Origin of the sequence: Kitasatospora sp. GP82, from assembly GCF_029892105.1 — a bacterium.
In the GTDB taxonomy this organism is placed as follows: domain Bacteria; phylum Actinomycetota; class Actinomycetes; order Streptomycetales; family Streptomycetaceae; genus Kitasatospora.
Map to the genome: position 1 here is coordinate 96,185 of NZ_JARZAJ010000018.1, position 22,881 is coordinate 119,065.

Genomic DNA, 22,881 nt, shown 5'->3' on the forward strand with positions numbered 1-22,881 from the left:
CTGGCGGACCTGATCAGGACAAGGGGGCTGACATGCCCGGCAGCCGCCCCCGGGCGGAGGCCGTCCCCGTGCCGCGCGGGCCGCCCGTCACTCGCCCGGTCACTCGCCCCGTCACCCGTCGGCGGCGCGGGGCCCCGCATGACCGCCCGAGGTTCACCCCTCGGTTCGGCCGTCGGCGGTCAGGAGCTCGCCGCCCGGCACCCGGGTGGCCAGCTCCTTCCAGAACCCGGCCCGGATCGCATAGCGGTCGTGTTCGTCGATCTGGTCGTCCTTGTGGGCGAGCAGGCCGAAGCGGGCGGCGTAGCGGAGCAGCTCGCCGTCGAGGCGGTGCGGGATGCGGGGGTAGTCGGCCCACAGCGGGGTGAGCCGGTCGGCGGAGCCCAGCCGGTCCATCCAGCGCCGGGCGAAGACCTGTCCGACTTCGTGGGCGTCGCCGCCGATCGAGGTGATGTCCTCCTCTCGATCGGCCCAGCGCTGTTCGGCGGTGGTGAGCTGGGCGAGGATCGGCAGGCTGTCGCCGGGGGCGTGGGGCTCGGCGGCCGGTCGGTCCACCCAGCCGCGCTCGGAGGACCAGCGCAGCACGATCGAGGCGGGGACTGTGCTCGCGACGGGTGCGGGAGCCCGGTGCGCGAGGTCCCTGGGGGTCGGTACGACCTTGAGGCCGGCGTCGGAGTGGGCCACGGCAGGTTCCGCGGGCTGCCCGGGGCGCTCGGGATGGCGGCGGCGGCCCGGGTGGACCGCGGCGGGCGCGTGCGGGGCGGCGAGCAGCTGGGCGATCTCCGGTCGCGGTTCGCCCAGCGGGTGGGCGGTCGGGATCTCGCGCAGCCGTACCCACTGTTCGATCCACTCGCGGTCGAGTACCCGGCGTTCGTCCGCCTCGCCGACCAGGTCCTCGGACTGGTTGAAGTCGCCGTCGGCGGCTTGCAGGGCCCAGAGGTGGACGACCACGCCGTGCTCCTTGGCGGACATCATGCCGGGCAGCAGATCGCCGTCCCCCGTGACCAGCACCACATCGGCGCAGGCGCGGTTGCGGGCCAGTTCGGAGAGCTCGGCGTGCATCACCGCGTCCACGCCCTTCTGTACCCAGCGGCCCTCGGCCCGGGTCAGCGCGCCGAGCCTCACGGTGACTCTGGGCAGCACGCGGAGGCGGCGGTGCTCGGGCAGCGGGCGGCGGTCGGGGGCGGCGTCGAACCAGTAGATTCGTAGCAGCGGCAGCCCGGTCTCGGCCTCGGCGCGGGCCCGCAGGGCGGCGATCAGCGCAGTGTGATCCACCGCCACCCGGGAACGCGAGGGCTCCCCGGCCAGTAGGCTGGCTGCGGCCCCCAGCAGGTATCCGGCGTCCACGAGGACGACGCAGCGGTCCAAATTCCGCACCTCTTCTCCGGGTCGGCACCGGCTCGTCAGAGGCGCGCCGGCACACCTTGCGGGGGCGCTGGACCCCGGGCCGCACTACCGTTGCGCACTTCTTTACCCGCCGATCGGGCGGCGAACCGTCCGATCGGATCTTGCGTCGTAGGAACGGACGTGGCCACTGGCAATACTGAGGGACTGATGCGGAAGAGAACTGTGGCCCTGTGCGCGGCGACCGGCCTGGCGGCCGGTGCCGTGCTGCTGGTGCCTACCGTGACCACCGACACCTCGCAGGGCGACACGCGGGTGCTCGCGGTCTCCGTCAACGACGGACGCTCGATCCTGCTCGGCCCGACCGACCCGGTCACCTTCCCTCTGGAGGTGACGGCCGAGGACGACTCGGGCATCCGCTCGGTGGGCCCGATCGGCGTCTGGGGACCTTCGTACGGGGTACTGAAGGTCGGTCCGACGCAGTGCACGCCGACCTCGGCCACCGTCTCGGTCTGCCGGGGCACGGTGACGGTGGACCCGATGAAGAAGGACGTGTTCAACGACGAGGCGGGCACCTGGTTCGTGGACCTCAAGGTGAACGCCAACGACGGCGACCACTTCGTCGGTCAGACGGCGGCCGGCTTCTCGCTCAAGCGCGCGGCCCGGGTCACGGGTTACGGGATTCCCGAACAGGCCACCGAGGGCCAGGAGTTGGCGGTCAGCGGCTGGCTGGCCCGGGCGTTCTGGAGCGACAACAAGTTCCACGGTTACCGGAACGGTATGACCTACCTCCAGTTCCGCCCGGCCGGCAGCAGTCTGTGGACGACGGTCGCCACCGCCGTCTCGGACCCGACGGGGACCCTCACCGCGCACGTCCGGGCGACCGCCTCGGGCGACTACCAGTGGTACTCCCCGGGCGACAAGTGGACGGGCGACGCGACCTCGACCTCGCTGTCCGTCGCCGTCGCCGCGAACCCGGCGGCGGCGACGGACAGTCCTGGGCCCGGCGTCAGCCCCTGAGCTCGGCGGCGACCAGCTCGGCCACCTGGACGGCGTTGAGCGCCGCGCCCTTGCGCAGGTTGTCGCTGGCGAGGAAGAGCGACAGACCGTGCTCGACCGTCTCGTCCGCCCGGATCCGGCCGACGTAGGTCGGGTCCTGACCGGCCGCCTGCAGCGGGGTGGGGATCTCCGAGAGCTCCACGCCGGGTGCGGCCGCCAGCAGCTCGGCCGCGCGCTGCGGGGTGATCGGACGCTCGAAGCGGGCGTTGACCTGCAGCGAGTGGCCGGTGAAGACCGGGACGCGGACGCAGGTGCCGGAGACCTTGAGCTGCGGGATCTCCAGGATCTTGCGGCTCTCGTGGCGGAGCTTCTGCTCCTCGTCGGTCTCGAAGGAGCCGTCGTCCACGATCGAGCCGGCCAGCGGCAGCACGTTGAAGGCGATCGGGCGCTTGTAGACCTGCGGCTCGGGGTACTCCATGGCGGAGCCGTCGTGGGTCAGCGCGGCGGCGCCGTCCACCACCTTGGCGGCCTGCTCGTGCAGCTCGGCGACACCGGCCAGACCACTGCCGGAGACCGCCTGGTAGGTGGAGACCACCAGTGCGGCCAGACCCGCCTCCTGGTGCAGCGGGCGCAGCACCGGCATGGCGGCCATGGTGGTGCAGTTCGGGTTGGCGATGATGCCCTTGGGCCGATCGGCGATCGCGTGCGGGTTGACCTCGGCGACCACCAGCGGGACCTCGGGGTCGCGACGCCAGGCCGAGGAGTTGTCGATCACGACCGCGCCGGCGGCGGCGACCTTGGGCGCCAGGGCCTTGGAGGTGGCGCCGCCGGCCGAGAAGAGGACGATGTCCAGGCCGCTGTAGTCGGCCGTGGCGGCGTCCTCGACGGTGATCGCGGTGCCCTGCCACTCCAGGGTCTGCCCGGCCGAACGGGCCGAGGCGAAGAGCCTCAGCTGCTCCACCGGAAAGCTGCGCTCGGCAAGTACGCGGCGCATCACGCTGCCGACCTGGCCGGTGGCTCCTACGATGCCGATCCTCATCGGACTCCTCCTGTTGCTTCTACTGTGCTCGTTCTGGCCCCGCACCTGGCCATCATGCCTGGTCGGCGGGCTGGTGCGGGTACACGTCCCACGCTATGGGCACCCCCGGGGGCGCGGGAAAGGACCCGTGGCGTGCGCGTCAGCCGTCCAGCGCCGCGAGCAGCCCCAGGGTCCGGGTGACGGACGGCTCCCCCGCCGGGAGCAGCGGGAGCCGGACGTCCGGGGTGGGGATCCGGCCCTGGGCGTGCAGCACACCCTTGATCACGCTCGGGTTGGGTTCGGCGAAGGCCGAGCCGGAGAGCGGCGCCAGTCGGTGGCCCAGGCTGCGGGCCGATACCGCGTCGCCCTTGCGCCAGGCGTCGACCAGCTCGACGAACCGGCCGGTGGCCAGGTGCGCGGAGGCCAGGATGCCGCCGGGCGCGCCCAGTGCGAGCAGCGGCGAGAAGACCACGTCGTCCCCGCCCAGCACTCCGGCGGGGCCGCCCGCGAGCAGCTCGACGGTGCCGTCGTCGATCCCGCCGGCCGCGTACTTGACCCCGGCCACGCCGGGCAGCTCCAGCAGCCTGCGCAGGGTGGCGGCGCTCAGCGGCTGTCCGGTGCGGTACGGGATGTAGTAGACGATCAGCGGTACGGCGCTGTGCGCGGTCAGGTGCTCGAAGTGGGCGAGCACACCGGCCTCGCCCGGCCGGGTGAAGGACGGGACGGCGACCAGCGCCGCGTCCGCGCCGTCCAGCTCGGCCAGCTGCCGGGCGCTGCGCCGGGTGTCACTGCTGCCCGCGCCGACGATCAGGGTGGCGCCGCGCTCGCGGCAGACCCGGGTGCAGACCTCGGTGACCGTCCGGCGCTCGTCCTCGTCCAGGGTGGCGGGCTCGCCGGTGGTGCCGAGGGCGACCAGTCCGGCGGCGCCCTGGTCCAGTACCTCGTTGGCCAGCCCTTCCAGCGCCTCGGCGGCGACGGTGCCGTCGGCGGCGAACGGCGTGACCAGCGGTACGTAGATCCCGTTGAGTTCCATGCCCATGAGCCTGCGGCCCGGGCACCGTGCAGGTCCAGTTCACATTTCCGAGGCTTCTCGTAAGGTGGGGTGATGCTCGACGTACGCCGCCTGCGCCTGCTGCGCGAACTCGCCCATCTGGGGACCATCGCCGCCGTCGCGGACTCGCTGTCGTTCAGCCCTTCGGCGGTGTCCCAACAGCTCTCGGTGCTGGAGCGGGAGGCCGGGGTGCCGCTGCTGGAGCGCAGCGGGCGGCGAGTGGCGCTCACACCTGCCGGACGGAACCTGGTCCGGCACGCGGAGGCGGTGCTGGAGCGTCTGGAGCAGGCGGGCGCCGAGCTGGCACACGCCCGGCGGGGGCTCGCCGGTCCGCTGCGGATCGGCACCTATCCGTCGGCCGCCCGCTCGATCATCCCGGCCGCCCTCGCCGAGCTGGCCGGGCGGCATCCCGGTCTGGTGCCGATGGTGACCGAGGTGGACCCGGCCGCCGTCGCCGCGGCACTGCGCGCGGGTGAGCTGGATGTCGCGCTGATCCATGAGTACGACCTCGTCCCGGCCGAGCCCGAGCCCGGTCTTGCGGCCACCGCGGCGCTGTTCACCGAGCCGATGTACCTGGCCGCGCCGGCCCCCGGCGGGCTCGCCGAGCACCGGCACTCGCCGTGGATCATGGCGCCGCCCGGCACGCTGTGCCACAGCATGGCGCTGCGGGCCTGCGAGGCGGCCGGGTTCACCCCGCAGGTCAGGCACCGGATCGACGACTTCACCACCGTGCTGGCCCTGGTGGCGGCCGGTCAGGGTGTCGCCCTTGTGCCCCATCTCGGCACCACGGCCGGCCGGTATCCCGGGGTGACGCTCACCCGGCTGCCGATGTACCGGCGCACCCGGACCGCCTTCCGGGCCGGGGCCGGAGCCCACCCGGCCGTCGCCGCCTTCATCGCCGCCCTGCACACCGCCGTCCCGGCCGAGCTCGGCGGCCGATCCTCCTGACAGCACGCGCAATTGACGCAGCGTCACACCGACATCGGCTCAGCACCATGGACACGTAACGATTTGCCCACACTCCCCCGCGTCGGGCCGGCACCGGATACAACGACTGGGACGAACTCACCACGAGACGAGTCGGGGACATGAGCGCTAACGAGCCGTCGGGCCACGGGTATCCGACAGACCCCCAGAATCCCTACGGGCAACCCCCGCAGGGCCGGCCGGGCTACGGCCCACCGCAGCAGCCGCCACCGCCGCCACCGGGTTACGGCCAGCAGCCGTACGGCACGCCGCCACCCCCGCCGCCCTACGGCGCCCCACAGGCTGCCTGGCCGAACTGGCTGGCCGCGCCCGGCCCGTACGGCGGCGCGCCCGCACCGGGGACGCGGACGCTGGCCTCCGCCGGTGACCGCTTCCTGGCCCGGCTGATCGACACGGGCGTGCTGCTGGTACCGAGCCTGCTGATCTTCATGGTCATCGGGCCGACCCTGTTCGGCTACTTCGTGGTCGGCCTGATCAACTTCGGCTACGAGATCGCCATGCTGCTCACCCAGGGCGGCCAGACGGTCGGTAAGAAGGCGATGAAGACCCGGGTGGTGGATCTCGGGCACGGCGGCCGCCCGGTCGACGCCTCGCTCTGGATCCGGGCGGCGGTCCACTCGCTCCCGTTCGCCGTCTACTGCATCGGGGCGCTCTTCTGGGTGGTCAACGTGCTCTGGCAGCTGTGGGACAAGCCGCTCCAGCAGTGCCTGCACGACAAGGCCGCCAAGACCCTGGTCGTCAAGGAAGCCTGAGCGCCCCTACCGCCTCGGCTGCACAGGAAACCGCGTCAGCGGCGCTAGCCCGTCTGACAATTCCCACGCTGATCCGGCGGGAATTGTCAGACGGGCCTAGCTCACCAGACAGCTCGGGCCGAGCAGCTGCTTGAGGTCGCCGAAGAGCGCGGGGTCGGACTTCACCCGGTGCCGGTCGAGCCGGAGCACCGTGGTCTGCCTGGCGCCCTCCAGCCGCAGCCGTACCTCGGTGTTGCCCCGGTGATGAGTGAGCACCTCGCCGAGCCGGGCGACCAGCGGCGGGGTGATCTTCACGCTCGGGATCGAGATGACGATCGGCGCCTCGGCGTGCGCGTTGGAGAGGTCGGGCACCGAGAGCTCCATGCCCATCAGCCGCGGCACGTCCTCCCGCTTGTCGAGCTTGCCGCGGACGAACACCACGGAGTCCTCGACCAGTTGGGAGGAGACCAACTGGTAGCTGGCCGGGAAGAACATGCAGTCGATCGAGCCCGCCAGGTCCTCCACGGTGGCGATGGCCCAGGCGTTGCCCTGCTTGGTCATCTTCCGCTGGAGGCCCGAGATGATGCCGCCGATGGTGATGATGGTGCCGTCGGGGCGGTCGGCGATGTCGGCAACGGCGCAGTCGGCCTTGTCGGCGAGGACGTGTTCGATGCCGTGCAGCGGGTGCGAGGAGACGTAGAGGCCGAGCATCTCCCGTTCCTGGGTGAGCAGGAAGGCCTTGTCCCACTCCTCCTCGGAGAAGACCACGTCGAGGCCGAAGCTCGGCTCGTCGGAGACCGCGTCACCGCCGAACAGGTCGAACTGGCCCTCGGCCTCCTTGCGTTTGACCCCGACCACGTTGTCGATCATCGGCTCGAACTGTGCGGTCAGGCCCTTGCGGGTGTGCCCGAGCGAGTCGAACGCGCCTGCCTTGATGAGGGATTCGACCGTCCGCTTGTTGCAGACCACCGACTCGACCTTGTCCAGGAAGTCCGGGAAGGAGACGTACTTCCCCTTGGCCCTGCGGGTGCGGATCATCGACTCCACCACCGGGCCGCCGACGTTGCGGACGGCGGTCAGGCCGAACCGTACGGTGTCACTGCCGTGCGGGGTGAAGTCGGCGTCCGACTCGTTGACGTCCGGCGGGAGCACCTGGATGCCCATCTTGCGGCACTCGTTGAGGTAGACGGCCGACTTGTCCTTGTCGTCCTTGACCGAGGTGAGCAGCGCGGACATGTACTCGGCCGGGTAGTTGGCCTTGAGGTAGGCCGTCCAGTACGAGACCAGTCCGTACCCGGCGGTGTGCGCTTTGTTGAACGCGTAGCCGGAGAAGGGGACCAGGACGTCCCAGACGGCCTGGATGGCCGCGTCCGAGTAGCCGCGCTCCCTGCACCCCTTGTGGAAGGGGACGAACTCGGCCTCCAGGATCTCCTTCTTCTTCTTGCCCATCGCCCGGCGCAGCAGGTCGGCCTGGCCGAGCGAGTAGCCGGCCAGGATCTGTGCGGCCTTCTGCACCTGCTCCTGATAGACGATCAGGCCGTAGGTGGGTTCCAGGATCTCCTTGAGCGGCTCTTCCAGCTCCGGGTGGATCGGGGTGATGTCCTGCTGGCCGTTCTTGCGCAGGGCGTAGTTGGTGTGCGAGTTGACGCCCATCGGGCCCGGCCGGTAGAGCGCCAGCACGGCCGAGATGTCCTCGAAGTTGTCGGGCTTCATCAGGCGCAGCAGTGAGCGCATCGGCCCACCGTCGAGCTGGAAGACGCCGAGCGTGTCGCCCCGGGCGAGGAGTTCGTACGCGGGCTTGTCGTCGAGCGGCAGATCGAGCAGGTCGATCCTGATGCCCTTGTTCTTCTCGATCGCCTTGACGGCGTCGTCCATGATGGTGAGGTTGCGCAGGCCCAGGAAGTCCATCTTGAGAAGGCCGAGGCCCTCACAGGTCGGGTAGTCGAACTGGGTGATGGTCACACCGTCGGTGTGCCGGGTCCAGACCGGGATGTGGTCGACCAGCGGCTCGGCGGACATGATGACACCGGCCGCGTGCACGCCGGGCTGGCGGATCAGCCCCTCGATGCCGCGCGCGGTGTCGATGACCTTCTTGACGTCCGGGTCGGTCTCGTAGAGGCCGCGGATCTCACCGGCCTCGCTGTAGCGCGGGTGCGAGCTGTCGGTGATCCCGGAGAGCGGGATGCCCTTGCCCATCACGTCCGGCGGCATCGCCTTGGTGATCCGGTCGCCCATCGCGTACGGGTAACCGAGGACCCGTGAGGTGTCCTTGATGGCGGCCTTGGCCTTGATGGTGCCGTATGTGACGATCATGGCGACCTTGTCGGCGCCCCACTTGTCGGACACATAGCGGATGACGTCGGCGCGTCGGCGCTCGTCGAAGTCGACGTCGATATCGGGCATCGAGACACGCTCGGGGTTGAGGAAGCGCTCGAAGATCAGCCCGTGAGGGATCGGGTCGAGGTCGGTGATGCCCATCGCGTACGCGACCAGCGACCCGGCGGCCGAACCACGGCCGGGGCCCACCGCGATGCCGTTGTTCTTGGCCCACATGATGAAGTCGGCGACGACCAGGAAGTACGCCGGGAACCCCATCTGGCAGATGGTGTTCATCTCGTACTCGGCCTGGTTGCGGTGCTCATCGTCGTAGCCGTCCGGGAAGCGGCGGTCCATGCCCTTCCACACCTCGGCGCGGAAGAAGTCGTCCTCGCTGGTGAAGCCCTCGGGGACGGGGAAGCGCGGCATCAGGTTGACGAAGTCGAACATGCCGGTCGGGTCGACCCGCTGGGCGACCAGCAGCTGGCTGTTGCGGCAGCCCTCCTGCCAGACGTCCGAGGAGTCGATGGCGTACATCTCGGCGGCGGACTTGATGTAGTAGCCCGAGCCGTCGAACCTGAACCGGTCCGGGTCGGAGAGGTTCTTGCCGGTCTGGACGCAGAGCAGCAGGTCGTGGGAGGTGGCGTCGGCCTCGGTGGTGTAGTGCGAGTCGTTGGTGACCACCGGCGGGATGCCGAGCTTCCTGCCGATCTCGATCAGACCGTCGCGGACCCGCCTCTCGATGTCCAGGCCGTGGTCCATCAGCTCCAGGAAGTAGTTCTCCCTGCCGAAGATGTCCTGGTAATCGGCGGCCGACTTGAGCGCCTCGTCGAACTGGCCGAGCCTCAGCCGGGTCTGGAGCTCACCGGAGGGGCAGCCGGTGGAGGCCATCAGGCCGCCGGCGTGCTCGGCGATGATCTCCTTGTCCATCCGGGGCCACTTGACCAGCCAGCCCTCGGCGTAGGAGCGGGAGCTCAGCTTGAACAGGTTGTGCAGGCCCTCCTTGTTCCGGGCCCAGATGGTCTTGTGGGTGTACGCGCCGGAGGCGGAGACGTCGTCCCTCTTCTGGTGCGGCTGGCCCCAGAGGATGCGCTTGGTGTTGTGCCTGGCCTCCGGCGCGACGTACGCCTCGATACCGATCACCGGAGTGATACCGGCGTCCTTGGCCTGCTTGTGGAACTCGGCCGCTCCGAACATGTTCCCGTGGTCGGTCATCGCGACATGGGTCATGCCCAGGCGGTCGACCTCCTTGAACATCTGCTTCAGCCGGGCGGCGCCGTCCAGCATCGAGTACTCGGTGTGGACGTGCAGATGCGCGTACGGCTGGTCGCTCAAGGCGGGGCCTCCGGGGTCTCGGTGCTGGAAACACAGGGCGGTGAAACACGTAAGGCCCGAGCCACCTCCAGGGCTCGGACCACGGCATCCGCGTTCGCGCGACCGAGTCTAATCCTTCCTCCCAGCTCCCGGAGGTACCGCCCCGCACCAGCGCCGGCCTGATCGAACGGCTGAATTTGAACACGTTCAATATGGCCGGACACGGGGGCGCCCCGGCCTCGGGCAGTCCGGACCGGCCTGCCGCCGCGTCCCGGACCCCGGGACGCGACGGCGAGCCGGGCGCCTCAGCCGTCCAGTTCGGCGAGGAAGGCCAGCGCGACGGCCCAGGTCCGCTCGGCAGCCTCGGCGTCGTAGTCGGGCAGCTCGGGGTCGGTGAACAGGTGGCCGGCGCCCCGGTAGCGGTGCACCTCCACATCGGCCCCGGCCTTGAGCATCCGCAGGTACCAGGCGTTCAGCCAGTCCTCGGACTCGAAGGGGTCGGGCTCGGCGACGTGCAGCTGGACGGGGGCCTCCGTCTGCGCCTCGTCCCGGATGTCCGAAGTCCCGTGGAACAGCAGCAGCCCCTTGGCGTGCTCGTCCGCCAGCGCGAGGTTCTGCGCCAGTGCCCCGCCCAGCGAGAAGCCCGCGTAGACCAGCCGCTCCCCCGGCGTGAGCAGCGGCGCGACCGCCCCGACGGCCCGCCGCAGCAGCTCGTCGCTGCCGACCTCCTCCTTGTACGCCATCCCGGCCTCGACGCTGTCGAACAGCCGCCCCTCGTACAGGTCCGGGGTGTGCACCACATGCCCGGCCGCGCGCAGCCGCTCGGCAGCGGCCGTCACCGCCGGGCGCAGTCCGTAGGCGGAGTGGAAGAGGACGATCTGGGCCACTGGTTCGATCCTTCTGGCAGACACAACAGGCCCGTCCATCATCACCCATCCCACCTGCCCCGACAGACCCTCGCCGACCGGCGCGCCACCGAACGCACACCACCGCCCGCCAGCGGCTCCCCCGGGCGCCACTCGCCCCGTCGCCAGGACGGTGTTCCAGGTCTTCGACCGCCACGGCATGACGATCCGTCAGGACACCACGTCCTTGCGGGCGAAGCCGCGGAAGGCGAGGGCGAGCAGGACGACGGCGTAGCTGACCGAGAGGGAGACGCCCTGGAGCATGCCGCCCCATTCGAGTTGGGGCTGCAGGGCGTCGGCCCAGGAGTACTGCCAGTGGGCGGGGAGCCACTCGCGCAGGGAACCGAGTGCGGTGACGGCGTCGAGCACACCGGTGATGATCGTGATGAACACCGCGCCGCCGACCGCGCCGAGCGGGGCGTCGGTGGCGGTCGAGAGCCAGAACGCCAGTGCGGCGATGACCAGTTCGCTGAGGAGGACGAAGGCGACCGCGATCGCCAGCCGGGGCAGTGCGACCGAGGCGGGCAGGCTGACGCCCGTCGGCAGCTTGAGGTCGCCCCAGCCGTAGGCGGCGGTGCCGACCGCCAGGCCGAGCAGCGGCAGCAGCACGATGGTGCCCGCCGAGAACAGCAGTCCGACCAGGAACTTGCGGGCGAGCAGTCTGGCCCTGGGCACCGGCGCGGCCAGCAGGTAGCGCAGCGAGGACCAGCTGGCCTCCGAGGCCACCGTGTCCCCGCAGTACAGCGCGACCGGGATGACGAGCATGAAACCGGTGCCCATGAAGAGCATGGTGGCGGCGAAGTTGGGACCGGAGGCGGTGGCCAGTTCGATGAAGGTGGTGCGGTCGGTCCGGCTCGGCGTGCCGCCGATCTGGAAGGCCGCCAGGATGATGAACGGCATCGCCGCCAGCACCCCCGTCATCACCATGGTGCGCCGCCGCCGCAGCTGGCGGACGATCTCCACCCTCAGCGGCAGGGTGCGGCGGGCCCGGTAGCCCACCGCGTGGTCGGCAGCCGTTTCGGTAGCGGTTTCGACAGCGGCACTCACGCCGAGCCTCCGATCAGGGACAGGAACGCGTCCTCCAGCCGCCGGTGCGGGCCCACCCGCTCGACGGGGACATCGAGCCGGACCAGCTCGGCGACCAGCTGGCCGACCGTCATACCGTCCAGCTGGACCAGCAGGCCCTGTTCGGCCACCGAGACCGTGCCGATACCCGCCAGGGAGGCCGTCTTCTCGGCGGCCACCGCCAGTTCACCCGCCGGGTAGTCGGCCGGGGTGCCGACCAGCAGCAGCTCGCCCTCGCCGACGATCTCGGCGACTGCGCCCGCGCTGACCAGACGTCCCCGGTCCATCACCACCAGGTGGGTGCAGCTCTGCTCCACCTCGGAGAGCAGGTGGCTGGAGACGATGACGGTGCGTCCGGCGGCGGCGTACCGGATCATCACCTCGCGCATCTCGCGGATCTGCGGCGGGTCGAGCCCGTTGGTGGGCTCGTCCAGGATCAGCAGGTCCGGCAGGCCGAGCATGGCCTGGGCGATGGCCAGGCGCTGGCGCATGCCCTGGGAGTAGGTACGGACGGCTCGGTCCAGCGCCTCGCCCAGGTCGGCGATGGCCAGGGCCTCCGCGAAGTGGGCGTCCTCGGCCGGGCGGCCGGTGGCCTGCCAGTAGAGGTGCAGGTTGGCCCGGCCGGTGAGGTGCGGCAGGAAGCCCGCGCCCTCCACGAACGAGCCCACCCGGGAGAGCACCGGCGCGCCGGGGCGCACCGCGTGCCCGAAGATCCGGATCTCCCCGGCGTCCGGGCGGATCAGGCCCATCAGCATCCGCAGGGTGGTGGTCTTGCCCGCACCGTTCGGGCCGAGCAGGCCGAGCACCTGGCCCTGCTCCACCCGGAAGGTCAGGTCCCTGACCGCGTACCGGTCGGCGGCGCCGTGGTAGCGCTTGCTCAGACCACTGATCTGCAGCGGGACCGTCGCCGCCGCCGGGTCGGGTGTCGCCTTCCGGGCCCGGCGCGGACGCGGCCGGCGGCCGAACAGCAGCAGCGCGGCCACCACGACGGCGGCCAGCGGCAGCAGCCAGGTGCGGGCGGGCAGCGGAGCCGCCTCGGTGTGCAGCTCGGCCACGGTGGGCACGGCCAGCGCTCCGGTCACCGAGACCTTGTAGGTGGCGGGCTCGACGGGCGAGGCGTACGCCAGGTCGGTCGAGGCCAGGACCAGGCGGAGCCGGTGCCCGGACTCGAAGGTGTGGTCCACGGCGGGCAGGGCGATCTCGACGGTGCGTCCGCCGGGCGCGTCGGCGCCGGTCACCCGGAGCGGGGCGACCAGTTGCTGGGGCAGCGTCCTGGTCCCGTCCGGGCCGACGTCGTACAGCTTCGCGAAGAGCACCGCGTCGGGCCGGTCCGCCTGGACGTGCACGGAGACCGTGGGCGCGCCGGTGAGGTGCAGGCTCTGGCCGAGCCGCGCCGAGTCGAAGGAGGCGAACTGGCCGGGGAAGTCCAGCGAGAGGCCGCCGCCGATCGAGGCGAACTGGGAGAGCGCGCCGATCCCGGGCAGGGTGGAGATGTTCGGCGGCGCACCACCGGGCGGGTTGGCGATGGACTGGACGGCGCCGCTCAGCTCCACGGCGCGCGAGCCCGTACCCGACAGCCCGGGGTAGCGGTCGGCGTCCGCGCCGCGCAGTACGGCCTGGAAGCCGGTGGAGTCGACCCCGCCGGTGCGGGTGACCCGGAAGGCCGGGCCGGTGTCGTTCTTCGCGCCCTTCAGGTAGTGGTCGAACCAGCCGGTGACCCGGGCGTCCACCCGGGCGCTGCCCTCGGTCCCGCCGTCGTGGCCCCCGGCGAACCAGTCCACGCCGACCGGCGCGCCGTTGGCGGCGACGGCCCTGGCGATGGCATCGCCCTGGTCCAGCGGGAAGAGCGAGTCCTGCTGGCCCTGCACCACCAGGGTGGGAACCTTGATCCTGGCGGCCACCGAGGACGGGCTGGAGTGTTCCAGCGTGGCGATCGCCTCCGCGTCCGCGTGCCCTGCGGTCGCCACCCGGTTGTACATGGCGCAGAGCGAGTCAAGGAAGCGCCCGCAGCCGACCGGGCCGTTGGTACTGCCGGGCTTCGGGGTCGAGGGTGCGGTCAGGTCCCCGGCCGAGCCCGTGGTGAAGAAGATCCCGGCCCAGAGCTTCTTGAACACACCGTCGACCGCGTCGCCGTCCTGGCCGCCCTGCGGATTTGGCCCGCTGCCCTGCGGACCCTGTCTGATGCCCTGCGGGAAGAGTGCATCGGCCAGGTTCCACCAGGTGATCTGGCTGGCCACGGCGTCGATCCGGGGGTCGTACGCGGCGGCGAGCAGCGCGGCAGCGCCGCCGTACGAGGCGCCGGTGATGCCGACCCGGGGATCACCGGGGGCGTCGAGCTGGACTTCGGGACGCTGAGCCAGCCAGTCGACCAGGTGCTTGACGTCCTCGATCTCACGGTCGGGCGCGTCCAGGCCGATCTGCCCGCCCGAGGCGCCGAAGCCGCGCGCCGACCAGGTCAGCACCGCATACCCGGAGCGGGCCAGCTGCCGGGCCCGGTCGCGTTCGCCTTCCTTGCTGCCGCCGAAGCCGTGCGCCAGCAGGATCGCCGGGCGGGGGCTGCTGCCGGTGGTGAAGAAGGAGGTGTCCAGCCGGACGGTCTGCTTGCTGTCCGGGGTCTCGGGCATGTCGAGGAAACGATCCTCCTGATGCACCGCGGCCTCGCCGGACCCGGCCGCCACCGCAGCCGTACCGGCCCCGGCCAGCAGCACCAACGCCACCGAGCCGGCCAGCACCTTGCGGGTCGTCAGACCTCTGCGCCAGCGGCGCCATGCCCCACCGAAGCTCATGGGTACCGATCCTATCCGTTTCTTCGGTAGGAACCCTATAAGAGCCTCGCGCCTCCGGACAGTGCAACCGACTCCGGCGAGTGCCTGCCAGCGGAGCCTCCGAACGCCGGCCCGGCACCTCGGCGCCCGGAGAAGGGCTGGACCAACAGGCCCTAGCGCCACCCGCGCTCGGCGGCCTCTCGCGCCTCGCGTTCCCGGCTCTCCTCCTCGGCCTCGCGCTCCTCCTGCTCCTCACGCAGTTTCTGCGCCCGCTTCTCGGACTCCGCCCGCTCCTCGGGCGTCAACTCCTCGGCGGCCTTGCGCATCTCCGCGAGCCGGTCGCCGATCAGACCGAGGTAGCCGTCCGACTTCACCACATCGGTCATGCCGACCCGGCCGCTGAGCACGTCCTTGGCCATCCGCTGCAGGCCCTCGCCCACCGAGGGATTGTCGGCGATGGTGCGCAGCGCCTTGTGCAGCCGGTGCGCCTGCTCCGCGTCGTAGCCGACCTCCATCAGCTCCTCGTCGGCGATCTCCCGCTCGGCGCCCATGACCCGCCCCCGTCCTCTGCCTGTGCCCAACCACCGCTCGCGTTTCCGATGATATGCAGTCAGGGGACAGGCCGTCACGCCAATCACCCGAGGCGACAAATCTGCGCGGTATGGTGCAAAACTCCCCGGGGAACACCCGGTACCGACCTCGTCGAGGTGTCCCGTGCTCTGGCCGCTCGCCACGCTGCTCGCGATTGTCGCCGTGACCCTGGCCGTCGGCTGGATCGTCGACCGGGTGTTGCAACGCGTCGCGGCACGCCACCCGCAGTCACCGGTCTGGGCACTGCTGCGGCGCTGCCGGATCCCCCTCCAACTCGCGGTCGCTGCAAGTCTGTTGCTGGCCGGACGGCCGCTGGAGAAACTCCTCGGCCTGTCGGGCGACGCACTGCACCACGCCGTCCTGCTGATCCTGATCGCCAGCCTCGGCTGGTTGACCATCAGAATCGTGGCGGCGGCACTGGAGGCGGTCCTCGGCCGGTACGAGAGCGTCACCGACGACGCGGCCCGGGTGCAGCGCGTCCGGACCCAGATCAGCATGCTGCGCCGGATGGTCAGCGCGGTGATCGCGGTCGTCACGGCCGCCGTGCTCCTGCTGACCTTCGAAGCGATGCGCACCATCGGCGCCAGCCTGCTGGCCTCGGCCGGCATCCTCGGCATCGTCGCCGGTATCGCCGCCCAGAGCACCCTGGGCAACTTCTTCGCCGGTCTGCTGATCGCCTTCGGCGACACCGTACGGATCGGCGACACCGTGGTGGTGGACGGCCAGCAGGGCACGGTGGAGGAGATCACCCTCTCCTACCTGGTGGTACGGCTCTGGGACTACCGCCGTCTGATCGTCCCCGTCTCGTACTTCGTCAGCAGGCCGTTCGAGAACTGGACCCGCAAGGACCCCGGCCTGCTCGCCTGGGTGGCGCTGCACCTCGACCACAGCGCGCCCGTCGAACAGCTGCGCGCCACCCTGCACCGGCAGTTGGTGGACTCTCCGCTCTGGGACGGCATGGAGTGGTCCCTCCAGGTCACCGACTGCACGCCGAGCACACTGGTGGTCCGGGCCGCCATGACGGCCCGGACCCCGGACGACGCCGCCGTACTCCGCTTCGAGGTGCGCGAGCAGCTGTTCGCCTACCTGCGCGACGAACACCCGTACGCGCTCCCGCGCATCCGCACCGGCGAAGCCCCGCAGGGGCGCGGGGCTCCGACGGACAGGGGCTAGAGCGCGCGGGTCATCGTCCGGTGCGGTATCCCCGCGTCGTCGTAGACCGGGCCCTCGGCGACATAGCCGAGCCGCTCGTAGAAGCCCAACGCCTGGACCTGGGCGTGCAGTTCGAGCTCCACGCCACCGCGCCCGCGACCGGCCTGCTCGATCGCCCTGACCAGCTCGGCGCCCAGCCCGGTGCCCCTGGCCGCCTTGACCACGGCGAGGCGGCCGAGCAGTACCCGGCCGGTACGGCCGGTGAGCCTCAGCGCCTGCTCACCGTGGATCAGGCGGCCGGTGCCGAGCGGGGAGCCGTCCTCGGCGAGCGCCAGCAGGTGCACCGAGGTGCCGTCGTACTCGTCGTACTCCAGCTCCTCGGGCACGTTCTGCTCGTCGATGAACACCTCGCGCCGGATGCCGTTCACCAGGGCCAGTTCGGCCCCGGTCCCGGCCACCGTGATCCGCGGCATCTCAGCTCTCCGAGGCGATGATGTCGAGGGCCTTCTGCAGGTCGGCCGGGTACTCGCTGCTGAACTCGACCCACTGGCCGTCCGCCGGGTGCTCGAAGCCGAGCGAGACGGCGTGCAGCCACTGGCGGGTCAGGCCGAGGCGCTTGGCCAGGGTCGGGTCGGCACCGTAGGTGAGGTCGCCGACGCAGGGGTGGCGCAGCGCGGACATGTGCACCCGGATCTGGTGGGTGCGGCCGGTCTCCAACTTGATGTCCAGCAGCGAGGCCGCCCGGTACGCCTCGATCAGGTCGTAGTGGGTGACCGAGGGCTTGCCCTCCCTCGTCACGGCCCACTTCCAGTCCGAGCTGGGGTGGCGGCCGATCGGCGCGTCCACGGTGCCGCTCAGCGGATCGGGGTGGCCCTGGACCAGGGCGTTGTACTTCTTCTCGGTGATCCGGTCGTGGAACTGCCGCTTGAGGTCGGTGTACGCACGCTCGGACTTGGCGACCACCATCAGGCCGGAGGTGCCGACGTCCAGGCGGTGCACGATGCCCTGGCGCTCGGCCGCGCCGGAGGTGGAGATCCGGTACCCGGCGGCGGCCAGGCCGCCGATCACCGTCGGTCCGGTCCAGCCGGGGCTGGGGTGGGCGGCGACCCCGACCGGCTTGTCGATCAGCACGATGTCGTCGTCGTCGTGCACGATCCGCATGCCCTCGACGGGCTCGGCGATGATCTGCACGGGGGCGGCGGGGGCCGGGATCTCGACCTCCAGCCAACTGCCGGCCACCACCCGGTCCGACTTGCCTGCCGTCGCCCCGTCGATGGTCACCTTCCCGTCGGCGGCCAGCTCGGCGGCCTTCGTCCGGGAGAAGCCGAACATCCGGGCGAGGGCAGCGTCGAGTCGCTCACCCTCGAGGCCGTCGGGTACGGGGAGGCTGCGGATCTGCGCTGCGGTACTCACCCGTACGAGTATGCCGGACCGCGAGGCCCGGCTCGGACCCTCGGGCGATCGGGCGGCGGCGCGACGCCCGGGTACTCGCACTCCGTACCCGCCTGCGGGTCACGGCGGCCCTTCGCCGCGATGCCGCGGCTCCGTCGTTGTTCGCCTAGCCGCCCTTGACCGCCTGGTGGGTGCTCCCGTCCGGGTTGCTGCCCCGGAAGGAGAGCAGGACCACCAGGATGCCGCCGCAGACGATGGCCGAATCCGCCAGGTTGAAGACCGCGAAGTGCTGGACGGAGATGAAGTCCACCACATGGCCGCGGAAGACGCTGGGGGCGCGGAACAGCCGGTCGGTGAGGTTGCCGAGCGCACCGCCCAGCAGCAGGCCGAGGGCGATCGCCCAGGGCAGGCTGTAGAGCTTGCGGGCGATCCGCCAGATCACCACGATCACGGCGGTCGCGATCATCGTGAAGACGATCGTCATCGCCTGGCCCATCCCGAAGGCGGCGCCCCCGTTGCGGATCACCTGGAGAGTGACGACATCACCGATCACCTGGATCGGCTGGCGGCCTTCGAGCCCGGAGACCACGAGCATCTTGCCGCCCAGGTCGATCAGGTAGGCGAGCAGCGCGACGACCAGCAGCACGCCGATCCGGCGGCGGCGGCGCGCACCCGGTACCGCTCCTGCGGCGGTGGCACCGACGGGCTCGTCCACGGCGGCCTCCACGGGCGAGGCCGGGACGGCATCGTCCTGGGTCTGGGGGGAACCTGGCGTACTGATGATCCGCTCCGCTGCCGTGACAAGAGGGCCGACGTTACGGGGTCGAGCGTACGGCAACGCCCGACCCCTTGGTCCACATCGACCCGGCCGACATCTCGATCCGACCGGGGCTCACGCCCGCAGCTGCTACCTGCGCTCCTGCTTCGACTTGCAGCTGACGCACAGGGTCGCCCGGGGGAAGGCCTGGAGCCGGGCCTTGCCGACCGCCTGGCCGCAGGACTCGCAGACGCCGAAGCCGACGCCCTCGAGCCTGGCCAGCGCGCGCTCGGCCTGGGCCAGGCTGTCGCGGGCGTTGTTGGCCAGGGCGAGCTCGCTCTCCCGGTTGATGTTCTTGGTCCCGGCGTCGACCTGGTCGTCCCCCGCGCCGTCGTTGGAGTCGCGCATCAGGCCGGTGATCGCGGCCTCGGCGGCCTCGATCTCGGCGCGCAGCCGCTCCAGCTCATCGTGCAGCTCCGCGTGCAGTTCGGCGACCTCGGCCGCCGTCCAGGGGTCCTCACCCGGGCGTACGGGCAGCTCGGCCGGGTCCACCGACTCGGCGCCGCCGCGGGCACCGGAGCCCGCCGGAGTGTGGTTCCGGCTGGTGGCGGCAACGCGGCCGGTGGTGGTGCTGGTCTTGTGCCGTGCAGTGGTCACGGTCCCCTCCCCTGAGTCGCCTGCCACGGCCTTGCGTCCCCGCTTCGTGGCGGTACCGCCGATCGACTTGTCAGCCATGGCTTCGACCTCATCTACGAACGAAACGAACCGCCGGTTCCCGGCGGTCTCCAGTGCCGGAACGATAATCCCCAACGAATCCGGTCACAACGGGACATACCGATGCCTCATCGCGAAACCCACCCGAGCAGCCGTCGCCGCCACCCCACCCGAGTGCTGACCAGGTTGTGCCCAGATCGTCATCTGCTAACCGCGCCGCGCGTGGGCCGCGAAATCGACTTGTGAGGACCGATACACTGGGCCTGCAAGGCGCTGATGGGACGAGTACCGACGTACGCAGCCACGAGCGACCCGGGAACGGTGCGAGCCCGGGGGTGTGCACGGCGGGAAGATCACCCCGGAGCCGCCGGAAGAACGGCCTAAGGGCCCGGTAGAACCGGCAGCAGAACCCAAACAAGAGGGCCGCGAGCAGCAGTACAGCGGTCAAGGAGGGTGGTACCGCGGGACGGCTCGCCGTCTCGTCCCTCCGGAGGATCCAGTCCAAGCATCCGCCGGAGGTAGACGCCCGCGATGAGTACCTACAACCCCGTCCCCGCACAGGTGGACCTGCCCGCCCTCGAGCACCAGATCCTGAGCTTCTGGCGCGACAACAAGGTCTTCCAGCGCAGCCTGGAGCAGTCCGAGGGCCGCCCCGAGTGGGTCTTCTACGAGGGCCCGCCGACCGCCAACGGCATGCCCGGCGCCCACCACATCGAGGCCCGCGTCTTCAAGGACGTCTTCCCCCGCTACCGGACCATGAAGGGCTACCACGTCGCCCGCAAGGCCGGCTGGGACTGCCACGGCCTCCCGGTCGAGCTGGCCGTCGAGAAGGAGCTCGGCTTCTCCGGCAAGCAGGACATCGAGAAGTACGGAATCGCCGAGTTCAACGCCAGGTGCCGCGAGTCCGTCACCCGGCACACCGACGAGTTCACCAAGCTCACCGAGCGGATGGGCTACTGGGTCGACCTCGACCAGGCGTACCGCACCATGGACCCCTCGTACATCGAGTCGGTCTGGTGGTCGCTCAAGCAGATCTTCGACAAGGGCCTGCTGGTCCAGGACCACCGCGTCGCCCCCTGGTGCCCGCGCTGCGGCACCGGTCTGTCCGACCACGAGCTGGCCCAGGGCTACGAGACCGTGGTCGACCCCTCGGTCTATGTGCGTTTCCCGCTGACCGGCGGCCCGCTGGCCGGCCAGGCGGCGCTGCTGGTCTGGACGACCACCCCGTGGACCCTGGTCTCCAACACCGCCGCCGCCGTGCACCCCGAGGTCACCTATGTGGTGGCCACCGACGGCAACGAGCAGCTGGTCGTCGCCGAGGCGCTGGTCGGCAAGGCGCTCGGCGAGGGCTGGGAGACCACCGGGCAGTCCTTCACCGGTGCCGAGATGGAGCGCTGGGCCTACCAGCGCCCGTTCGAGCTGGTCGAGCTGGAGGGCGCGCACTTCGTCCTCAACGCCGACTACGTCACCACCGAGGACGGCACCGGTATCGTCCACCAGGCCCCGGCCTTCGGTGCGGACGACCTCGCGACCTGCCGCAAGTACGGCCTGCCGGTGGTCAACCCGGTCGAGGCCGACGGCACCTTCGCTGCGGACGTCCCGCTGGTCGGCGGCGTCTTCTTCAAGAAGGCCGACGAGACCCTGGTCGCCGACCTCGCCTCGCGCGGCCTGCTCTTCCGTCACCTCCCGTACGAGCACAGCTACCCGCACTGCTGGCGCTGCCACACCGCACTGCTGTACTACGCGCAGCCGTCCTGGTACATCCGCACCACCGCCGTCAAGGACGCGCTGATCCGGGAGAACGAGAACACCAACTGGTTCCCCGAGAACGTCAAGCACGGCCGCTTCGGCGACTGGCTGAACAACAACATCGACTGGGCGCTCTCCCGCAACCGCTACTGGGGCACCCCGCTGCCGATCTGGCGCTGCGAGGAGGGCCACCTCAGCTGCGTCGGCTCGCTGACCGAGCTCTCCGAGCTCACCGGCACCGACCAGGCCGGCCTCGACCCGCACCGCCCGTACATCGACGACGTCACCTTCGCCTGCCCGCAGTGCTCCGGCACCGCCGTCCGCGTGCCCGAGGTGATCGACGCCTGGTACGACTCGGGCTCGATGCCCTTCGCCCAGTACGGCTACCCCTACCAGAACAAGGAGCTGTTCGAGAGCCGCTACCCGGCCCAGTTCATCTCCGAGGCGATCGACCAGACCCGCGGCTGGTTCTACACGCTGATGGCGATCGGCACCCTGGTCTTCGACAAGTCCTCCTACGAGAACGTGGTCTGCCTGGGCCACATCCTCGCCGAGGACGGCCGCAAGATGTCCAAGCACCTGGGCAACATCCTGCAGCCGATCCCGCTGATGGACCAGCACGGCGCCGACGCCGTCCGCTGGTTCATGGCGGCCGGCGGCTCGCCCTGGTCGGCCCGCCGGGTCGGACACGGGACGATCCAGGAGGTGGTGCGCAAGACGCTGCTCACCTACTGGAACACCGTCGCCTTCCAGGCCCTGTACGCCCGCACCACCGGTTGGTCCCCCTCCGCCGCCGACCCGGCCCCCGCGGACCGCCCGCAGCTGGACCGCTGGGTGCTCTCCGAACTGAACACCCTGGTCCGCGAGGTGGACGCCGCACTGGAGTCGTACGACACCCAGCGGGCCGGCAAGCTGCTCTCCGGCTTCGTGGACGACCTCTCCAACTGGTACGTCCGGCGCGGCCGTCGCCGCTTCTGGCAGGGCGACGCCGCCGCGCTCGCCACCCTGCACGAGGCGCTGGGGACCGTCACCAAGCTGATGGCCCCGCTCACCCCGTTCATCACCGAGCGGGTCTGGCAGGACCTGGTCGTCCCGGTCGACGGCGAGGCCCCGGTCTCCGTCCATCTGGCCGAGTGGCCGGTCGCGGACGAGTCGCTGATCGACACCGACCTCTCCCGGCACATGGCACTCGTCCGCCGCCTGGTCGAACTCGGCCGGGCCACCCGCGCCGAGTCCGGTGTGAAGACCCGTCAGCCGCTGTCCCGGGCGCTGATCGCCGCCCAGGGCTGGGAGGAACTCCCCGAGGACCTGCGGGCGCAGATCGCCGAGGAGCTCAACGTCTCCACCCTGGAGTCGCTCGCGGAGGTGGGTGCGTCCCTGGTGGACACCACCGCCAAGGCCAACTTCCGGGCGCTGGGCAAGCGCTTCGGCAAGGGCGTCCAGGACGTGGCCAAGGTCGTGGCGGCCGCGGACGCCGCAGCGCTCGCCGCCTCGCTGCGCGCCACCGGCAGCGCGAGCGTCGAGCTGAACGGCGAGGAGATCGCCCTCTCCCCCGACGAGGTCATCATCACCGAGACCCCGCGCGAGGGTTGGGCCGTCGCCAACGAGTCCGGCGCCACCGTCGCACTCGACCTGGCCATCACCCCGGAGCTCAAGCGGCTCGGCATCGCCCGTGACGCCATCCGCCAGATCCAGGAGGCACGGAAGAACTCCGGCTTGGACGTCGCCGACCGGATCGTCCTGCGCTGGCGCGCCGCCAACGAGGAGACCGCCGAGGCCATCGCCGAGCACGGCCCCCTCGTCGCCGAGGAGGTCCTCGCGGTGGACTTCGCCGCCGGCTCGGCCGACTGGGAGTCCGAGAGCTTCTCCGACGAGAGCCTCGGCCTCGCCTTCCAGCTCCGCAAGGCATAACTCCCGACAGCTCAAGGACCGGGCAACGCCATCCAGGCGCTGCCCGGTCCTTCACAATATCCACCCATGAAAACCACGGCTCCCCCGGAGCAAGGGCGCACCCCAGGGGCGCGGGGCTCTGCT

General features: G+C 71.0%; 17 protein-coding genes. 5 read left to right on the forward strand and 12 right to left on the reverse strand.

All coding sequences use genetic code 11. From position 1 onward, the window contains the following. Nucleotides 1-153: 153 nt before the first annotated feature. Nucleotides 154-1,365: an NYN domain-containing protein gene (locus tag P3T39_RS20595; protein ID WP_280699890.1), complete on the reverse strand. Its 1,212-nt coding sequence runs from the start codon at nucleotides 1,363-1,365 to the stop codon at nucleotides 154-156. Between the two features lie 186 nt (nucleotides 1,366-1,551). Here P3T39_RS20595 and P3T39_RS20600 point away from each other — a divergent pair, with 186 nt between their 5' ends. After that, nucleotides 1,552-2,361: a hypothetical protein gene (locus P3T39_RS20600; protein WP_280699891.1), complete on the forward strand. Its 810-nt coding sequence runs from the start codon at nucleotides 1,552-1,554 to the stop codon at nucleotides 2,359-2,361. Here the strand turns inward: P3T39_RS20600 and P3T39_RS20605 are convergent. Together P3T39_RS20605 and P3T39_RS20610 are read right to left on the reverse strand one after the other, a co-directional pair. Then, on the reverse strand, nucleotides 2,351-3,379 hold the full coding sequence (locus P3T39_RS20605) for an aspartate-semialdehyde dehydrogenase (protein WP_280699893.1): 1,029 nt from the start codon (nucleotides 3,377-3,379) through the stop codon (nucleotides 2,351-2,353). The two genes, P3T39_RS20600 and P3T39_RS20605, sit on opposite strands and share 11 nt — an antisense overlap. A gap of 139 nt (nucleotides 3,380-3,518) precedes the next feature. Next, nucleotides 3,519-4,391: a dihydrodipicolinate synthase family protein gene (locus P3T39_RS20610; RefSeq protein WP_280699896.1), complete on the reverse strand. Its 873-nt coding sequence runs from the start codon at nucleotides 4,389-4,391 to the stop codon at nucleotides 3,519-3,521. 72 nt (nucleotides 4,392-4,463) lie between these two features. Here P3T39_RS20610 and P3T39_RS20615 point away from each other — a divergent pair, with 72 nt between their 5' ends. Next, nucleotides 4,464-5,357 carry a LysR family transcriptional regulator gene (locus tag P3T39_RS20615; protein WP_280699898.1) on the forward strand — a complete coding sequence of 298 codons (894 nt, stop codon included), beginning with the start codon at nucleotides 4,464-4,466 and terminating at the stop codon, nucleotides 5,355-5,357. Nucleotides 5,358-5,497: 140 nt separating this feature from the next. After that, the gene (locus P3T39_RS20620; RefSeq protein ID WP_280699900.1) at nucleotides 5,498-6,148 is read left to right on the forward strand and encodes an RDD family protein; all 651 of its coding nucleotides are present in this window, start codon (nucleotides 5,498-5,500) and stop codon (nucleotides 6,146-6,148) included. Nucleotides 6,149-6,244: 96 nt separating this feature from the next. Here P3T39_RS20620 and dnaE read toward each other — a convergent pair whose 3' ends face one another. From dnaE to P3T39_RS20645, 5 genes are all read right to left on the reverse strand, one after another. After that, nucleotides 6,245-9,778 (reverse strand): DNA polymerase III subunit alpha, encoded by a 3,534-nt coding sequence (gene dnaE / locus P3T39_RS20625; RefSeq protein ID WP_280699902.1) that lies wholly within the window; start codon nucleotides 9,776-9,778, stop codon nucleotides 6,245-6,247. Nucleotides 9,779-10,062: 284 nt separating this feature from the next. Then, nucleotides 10,063-10,683 carry a dienelactone hydrolase family protein gene (locus P3T39_RS20630; RefSeq protein ID WP_280699904.1) on the reverse strand — a complete coding sequence of 207 codons (621 nt, stop codon included), beginning with the start codon at nucleotides 10,681-10,683 and terminating at the stop codon, nucleotides 10,063-10,065. 150 nt (nucleotides 10,684-10,833) lie between these two features. Beyond that, nucleotides 10,834-11,709, reverse strand: coding sequence for an ABC transporter permease (locus tag P3T39_RS20635; protein WP_280699906.1), 876 nt, complete (start codon nucleotides 11,707-11,709; stop codon nucleotides 10,834-10,836). Continuing rightward, entirely contained in the window at nucleotides 11,706-14,513 is a 2,808-nt protein-coding gene (locus tag P3T39_RS20640; protein WP_280699909.1) for an alpha/beta fold hydrolase, read from the reverse strand. Before P3T39_RS20640 ends, P3T39_RS20635 begins: the two co-directional genes overlap by 4 nt. Nucleotides 14,514-14,665: 152 nt before the next feature. Then, nucleotides 14,666-15,043 carry a hypothetical protein gene (locus P3T39_RS20645; RefSeq protein WP_280699911.1) on the reverse strand — a complete coding sequence of 126 codons (378 nt, stop codon included), beginning with the start codon at nucleotides 15,041-15,043 and terminating at the stop codon, nucleotides 14,666-14,668. 163 nt (nucleotides 15,044-15,206) lie between these two features. On the opposite strand from P3T39_RS20645, the gene P3T39_RS20650 reads away from it, so the two are divergent. Further along, complete coding sequence (locus P3T39_RS20650; RefSeq protein WP_280699915.1) at nucleotides 15,207-16,256, forward strand: mechanosensitive ion channel domain-containing protein; 1,050 nt, start codon at nucleotides 15,207-15,209, stop codon at nucleotides 16,254-16,256. Here P3T39_RS20650 and P3T39_RS20655 read toward each other — a convergent pair. The 4 genes from P3T39_RS20655 to P3T39_RS20670 form a co-directional block, all read right to left on the reverse strand. Then, entirely contained in the window at nucleotides 16,253-16,708 is a 456-nt protein-coding gene (locus P3T39_RS20655; protein WP_280699917.1) for a GNAT family N-acetyltransferase, read from the reverse strand. The two genes, P3T39_RS20650 and P3T39_RS20655, sit on opposite strands and share 4 nt — an antisense overlap. Nucleotide 16,709: 1 nt before the next feature. Then, nucleotides 16,710-17,648 (reverse strand): RluA family pseudouridine synthase, encoded by a 939-nt coding sequence (locus P3T39_RS20660; protein ID WP_280699919.1) that lies wholly within the window; start codon nucleotides 17,646-17,648, stop codon nucleotides 16,710-16,712. Between the two features lie 145 nt (nucleotides 17,649-17,793). Continuing rightward, nucleotides 17,794-18,342: a signal peptidase II gene (gene lspA / locus P3T39_RS20665; RefSeq protein WP_280699921.1), complete on the reverse strand. Its 549-nt coding sequence runs from the start codon at nucleotides 18,340-18,342 to the stop codon at nucleotides 17,794-17,796. Nucleotides 18,343-18,534: 192 nt separating this feature from the next. Then, on the reverse strand, nucleotides 18,535-19,041 hold the full coding sequence (locus P3T39_RS20670) for a TraR/DksA family transcriptional regulator (RefSeq protein ID WP_348534366.1): 507 nt from the start codon (nucleotides 19,039-19,041) through the stop codon (nucleotides 18,535-18,537). Nucleotides 19,042-19,629: 588 nt separating this feature from the next. On the opposite strand from P3T39_RS20670, the gene ileS reads away from it, so the two are divergent. After that, nucleotides 19,630-22,758, forward strand: coding sequence for an isoleucine--tRNA ligase (gene ileS, locus P3T39_RS20675; RefSeq protein WP_280699923.1), 3,129 nt, complete (start codon nucleotides 19,630-19,632; stop codon nucleotides 22,756-22,758). The last annotated feature ends 123 nt before the right edge of the window (nucleotides 22,759-22,881 follow it).